The following is a 4,903-nucleotide window of genomic DNA, read 5'->3' as shown; positions in this document are numbered from 1 at the left end:
TTTGGACCCAACGTGCCGGCAAGTCGACGACGATGAAGATGATCGGCGCCGTCTCGACCCGCTCGGGCGGCGATCTGCAGATCTTCGGCCTCGACCCGGATCGCTACGGTCCCGAGATCCGGTCGCGGCTCGGCGTCGTGCCGCAGCAGGACAATCTCGACGGCGAGCTCAACGCCCGCGAGAATCTGTACATCTACGGCCGGTATTTCGGCCTCCCCAGCAAAGTGTGCCACGAGAAGGCCGATGAGCTGCTCGCCTTCGCGCAGCTCGAGGACAAGGCGAAGAACAAAGTCGACCAGCTCTCCGGCGGCATGAAACGGCGCCTCACCATCGCGCGAGGGCTCATCAACGATCCGCGCATCCTGCTGCTCGATGAGCCGACCACGGGCCTCGACCCGCAGGCGCGTCACGTCCTGTGGGACCGCCTGTTCCGCCTCAAGGAGCGCGGCACGACCCTGGTGCTGACCACGCACTACATGGACGAGGCCGAGCAGCTGTGCGATCGCCTCATCGTCGTCGACAAGGGGCGCATCATGGCCGAGGGCACCCCGGCATCCCTCATCCGGGAGCACTCCAGCCGTGAAGTGCTCGAAGTGCGCTTCGGTTCGGATCGCAACGCCCAGGTCGCCGGCCAGCTGGCCGGTATCGGCGACCGCGTCGAGGTGCTTCCCGACCGCATCCTGATCTACGCCGACAACGGTGAGGCCGCCCTCGATCGCGTCACCTCGCTGGGACTCGAGCCGATCACCTCGCTCGTGCGCCGCTCCTCGCTGGAGGACGTCTTCCTCCGCCTCACGGGAAGGTCGCTGATCGAATGAGCACCTCGTCGACGGATGCCGCGGCGCACCCGAGCCTGGAGGCGTTGCGGGCCGAGGCGATGCAGTGGGGTCGCAAGCCCCGCCGTCGCGGCACCTGGTACGTCACCGAGCACATGGTGCGCGCCATGCGCGCCTACGGCTGGACGATCATCGTCGGCGCCGTCGGTCAGCCCATCCTGTACCTGCTGGGGCTCGCCGTGGGCCTGGCGGCCCTCATCCGCGTGCCGATCGTCGATCACGGCCAGGAGGTGAGCTACCTCATGTTCGTCGCTCCGGCGCTGCTGGCGACCGCGACGATCTCGGTGGCCAGCGAGGAGCTCACCTACCCGGTCATGGCGGGCTTCAAGTGGCGCCGTTACTTCTACGGCTTCAACGCGTCGCCGCTGTCGAGCCCGCAGATCGCGAACGGCGTGGTCGCGGGAGCGACCGCGCGTATGGTCGTCGCCTCGGCGGCGTACTACCTGATCGTGTGGCTGCTGCCGTTCGGGGCGGTGCCGCACCCGGCGACCGGATGGCTCGCGGTGTTCGCCGGGGTGCTGGCGGGGCTCGCCTTCGGCATCCCGCTCATGGCCTATGCGGGCTCGATCGAAGACGACAAGGGACAGTTCGCTCTCGTGCAGCGCTTCCTCTTCATGCCGATGTTCCTCTTCTCCGGAACGTTCTATCCGCTGGACTCGCTGCCCCTGTGGCTGCAGTGGATCGGGTGGATTTCGCCGCTGTGGCACGGCGCGGAACTGGGCCGTGTCGCCACCTACGGCGCGGCGGTCGACCCCGTGATGGTCGCCGTCCACCTCGTCTATCTGCTCGCTCTCGCGGTGGTCGGCTATCTGTTCGCCCGCCGCGTCTTCACCGAGAGGCTCGCGAAATGAGCGCGGTCGTCGAGGCGCCGCTGGGTGCCGTCCGTCGCGGAGGCGTGCGCGCCCTGTGGGCGGGCAACCCCGGTGCCGTCGTCCAGCGCGGCCTGATCGCTGCGCGGTCTTCCAGCTGGGCGGTCGTGCTCTCCGGCTTCTTCGAGCCCGTGTTCTACCTCGCCTCGATGGGTATCGGCCTCGGCGCGCTCATCGGCGACGTCGAGACCGCACAGGGCGCCAGTGTCAGCTACGCCGCCTTCATCGCGCCGGCACTGCTGGCGGTCTCTGCGATGAACGGCGCCATCTACGACTCCACCTGGAACGTCTTCTTCAAGCTCAACTACGGCAAGCTCTACGAGGGCATGCTCGCGACCTCGCTGGGCCCGCTCGACGTCGCGCTGGGTGAGATCCTCTACGCGCTGCTGCGCGGTCTCGCGTACGCGACCGGGTTCATGATCATCATGCAGATCCTCGGGCTCAACCTCGGGTGGACGGCGGTGCTCGCCCTGCCCGCGGTGGTTCTGATCGCGTTCGGCTTCGCGAGCCTCGGCATGGCCGTCACGAGCTACATGAAGACGTTCCAGCAGATGGACTGGATCAACTTCGTCCTCCTGCCGATGTTCCTCTTCTCCGCCACCTTCTACCCGATCACGGTCTACCCCGGCTGGGTTCAGCAGATCGTCATGGCCCTGCCGCTGTGGCACGGCGTGGAGCTGATCCGGGGGCTGACCACCGGCATCCTGAACGTCGACATGCTGTGGCACGTCCTCTACTACGCCGTGATGATCGCGATCGGTCTCGTCTTCACGACGAAGCGGCTGCGCGCGCTGTTCCTCGACTGAGCGCTCGTCAGAGCGAGCCGGTCTCGCCGAGGCCGATGTTCGTCTCGTAGTCGACGTCCTTGGTCTCGCGCGAGAGGATCAGTGCGATGAGGGTGAGCACGGCGGAGCCCGACAGGTAGACGCCCACGAGCCACGGCTCGCCGCCGGCGGCGGCCCAGAGTCCCAGAGCGATCGACGGTGCGACAGCGGCGCCCAGGATCGACGAGACGTTGTAGGCGATCGCCGAACCCGTGTAGCGGACGTTGGTCGGGAAGAGCTCCGGCAGCACGGCGCCCATGGGGCCGAAGGTGGCTCCCATCAGCATGAAGCCGAAGACGAGGAAGGCCTGCACCAGTGCGCCCGTGAACTTCGGATCGACGGCGGGGAGCAGGAACACGTTGAACGTGAGGCCGAGCACACCGATCAACGCCGTGACCCAGATGAGCAGCTTCCGCCGGCCGACCGCGTCGGCGATGGGACCCGACAGCAGCGTGAAGACTCCGAAGAACACCACACCGATGATCTGCATGATCACGAAGTCGGTGTAGCCGAATCCGAGGCCGGCGACCGGCGCATCGGTCGCCTTCGTGCCGTAGGCGAGGGTGAAGCTCGTCATCAAGTAGAAGAGCACATACGTGGCCAGCATGATGAACGTGCCGAGGATCAGGTTCTTCCAGTGTCCGCGGACGACCTCGCCCAGGGGGAAGCGGCGGATGGCGCCCTTCTTCTCGGCGGTCGTGAAGGTCTCGGACTCGACGAGCTTCAGGCGCACCCAGAGGCCGATGATCACCATGACGGCCGAGAAGAGGAAGGGCACACGCCAGCCCCAGGCGAGGAAGGCCTCGGAGCGCTGGGTCGGGCCGTCGGGGTGCGGCAGGGCGAAGTTGATCACGAGGAAGAGCGCGTTGGCGACGATGAAGCCGATCGGAGCGCCCAGCTGCGGAAAGGTGCCGTACCAGGCGCGCTTGCCCTTCGGGGCGTTCTCGGTCGCCACGAGCGCGGCGCCAGACCACTCGCCGCCGAGGGCGAAGCCCTGGAAGAGGCGGAGGATCAGCAGCAGGAGCGCTGCCCACCAGCCGATTCCGGCGAACGTCGGCAGACAGCCGATCAGGAAGGTCGCGATGCCCATCGTGAGCAGCGACGCGACGAGCGTGGCCTTTCGACCGAAGCGGTCGCCGAAGTGTCCGAAGACCACCGCGCCGATGGGGCGCGCGATCATCGCGGCCCCGAAGACGGCGAACGACGACAGGAGGGCGGTGGTCTCGTTGCCGGTCGGGAAGAAGAGGGCGGGGAAGACGAGCACGGCGGCGGTCGCGTAGACGTAGAAGTCGTAGAACTCGATCGTCGTTCCGACCAGGCTCGCAGTGATCACGCGAGCGCGGGAGTTGACGGGTGCGGCGGGGGCCGCGGTGGCGGTGGACATGCGCAGAGGCTACCTATCGATGAGAGATCGCAGGTCCTCGTGGGACGCACCGGTGGTGGACGTCCGGGGCAGGGGTGTGTGCAGCGGGCGCCGCGACAATGAGGTCACCGGGGCGCCGGCAGGTTCCCGGCGCACGGCTATCGAGTCTACGCCGCGTGGGGCGTCTCGGCCGTGCGCCGGGAATCTCCGCGTGGGGACGCGGGGTCAGCGCCAGAGAACGGCGAGCGCGGCGTTGAGGATGGTCAGGATGCCGACCAGCCAGAACATCACGGGCGGCACCGCGCCCGCCTTGCGTTGGCGCGCGGTGCCGATCCCGAGCAGCGCGCCGATCGCGATCAGCACGACGAGCTTGACGCCGAGCTTGGTGTAGTTCAGCGGGTAGTCGATGCCCCACGGGGCGGCCAGAGCGAGGCCGGCGACGGCCGCGATCAGCATGCCCCACGTCATGAGTCGGGTGACGCGGCGCTGGCCCACCGCCTCGACGACCCAGGCGCCGAAGAGGATGGCGAATCCGGTGAGATGGACGAGGACGACGACGTGACGCAGGATCTCCATTCCTTCAGCCTAACTGATAGTCGCCGATTCCGCGCCCCCGCCCCCGGGCGCACGCAGCGACCGGAAGCGACGTCCCTCCGGTCGTTGAGCGAGCGCAGCGAGTCGAAACGCCGCCGGCGCTGGGGGGAGCTGTCAGCCGCGAAGGCGCTGGAGGAGCAGCGCGGTGCGCAGCGCGGCATCCGCGGCTTCTGCACCCTTGTCCTCCTTCGAGCCGGCCAGGCCCGCCCGGTCGATGCCCTGCTGCTCGTCGTCCAGGGTCAGCACCCCGAAGCCGACCGGCTTGCCGGTGTCGAGGGCGACCCGGGTGAGGCCGTCGGTGGCGGCAGACGAGACGAATTCGAAGTGCGGCGTGCCGCCACGGATGATCACACCGAGCGCGACGACGGCATCCGCCCCGGCATTCCGAGCCGCCTTCGCCGCGACGGGCAGCTCGAA

At 68.1% G+C, this 4,903-nt stretch carries 6 protein-coding genes; 3 read left to right on the top strand and 3 right to left on the bottom strand.

Annotated elements, in window-relative coordinates:
* The 3 genes from I5I_RS00275 to I5I_RS00265 all read left to right on the top strand — a co-directional run.
* Positions 1–818: ABC transporter ATP-binding protein (locus tag I5I_RS00275; RefSeq protein ID WP_036314848.1), on the top strand; the 818-nt coding region annotated here is incomplete at its 5' end.
* Positions 815–1,687: an ABC transporter permease gene (locus I5I_RS00270; protein ID WP_036314844.1), complete on the top strand. Its 873-nt coding sequence runs from the start codon at positions 815–817 to the stop codon at positions 1,685–1,687. The genes I5I_RS00275 and I5I_RS00270, both read left to right, overlap by 4 nt.
* Positions 1,684–2,511 carry an ABC transporter permease gene (locus I5I_RS00265; protein WP_036314841.1) on the top strand — a complete coding sequence of 276 codons (828 nt, stop codon included), beginning with the start codon at positions 1,684–1,686 and terminating at the stop codon, positions 2,509–2,511. Before I5I_RS00270 ends, I5I_RS00265 begins: the two co-directional genes overlap by 4 nt.
* Before the next feature lie 7 nt (positions 2,512–2,518).
* Here I5I_RS00265 and I5I_RS00260 read toward each other — a convergent pair whose 3' ends face one another.
* From I5I_RS00260 to ribH, 3 genes are all read right to left on the bottom strand, one after another.
* Positions 2,519–3,913: an MFS transporter gene (locus tag I5I_RS00260; protein WP_036314838.1), complete on the bottom strand. Its 1,395-nt coding sequence runs from the start codon at positions 3,911–3,913 to the stop codon at positions 2,519–2,521.
* Between the two features lie 204 nt (positions 3,914–4,117).
* Positions 4,118–4,468 carry a hypothetical protein gene (locus tag I5I_RS00255; RefSeq protein WP_036314836.1) on the bottom strand — a complete coding sequence of 117 codons (351 nt, stop codon included), beginning with the start codon at positions 4,466–4,468 and terminating at the stop codon, positions 4,118–4,120.
* A gap of 132 nt (positions 4,469–4,600) precedes the next feature.
* Positions 4,601–4,903: 6,7-dimethyl-8-ribityllumazine synthase (gene ribH, locus I5I_RS00250; RefSeq protein WP_036314833.1), on the bottom strand; the 303-nt coding region annotated here is incomplete at its 5' end.

The sequence above is a fragment of the Microbacterium sp. B24 genome (assembly GCF_000333415.1).
Classification (GTDB): domain Bacteria; phylum Actinomycetota; class Actinomycetes; order Actinomycetales; family Microbacteriaceae; genus Microbacterium.
Note: the sequence above shows the minus strand (reverse complement) of the source record. Positions and strands in the feature narration are given on the sequence as shown.

What these genes read in the sequence shown, in the direction of transcription:
- I5I_RS00260 (WP_036314838.1), bottom strand. Translation starts at nt 3,913, where the DNA reads ATGTCCACCGCCACCGCGGCCCCCGCCGCACCCGTCAACTCCCGCGCT.
- I5I_RS00265 (WP_036314841.1), top strand. Translation starts at nt 1,684, where the DNA reads ATGAGCGCGGTCGTCGAGGCGCCGCTGGGTGCCGTCCGTCGCGGAGGC.
- I5I_RS00255 (WP_036314836.1), bottom strand. Translation starts at nt 4,468, where the DNA reads ATGGAGATCCTGCGTCACGTCGTCGTCCTCGTCCATCTCACCGGATTC.
- I5I_RS00270 (WP_036314844.1), top strand. Translation starts at nt 815, where the DNA reads ATGAGCACCTCGTCGACGGATGCCGCGGCGCACCCGAGCCTGGAGGCG.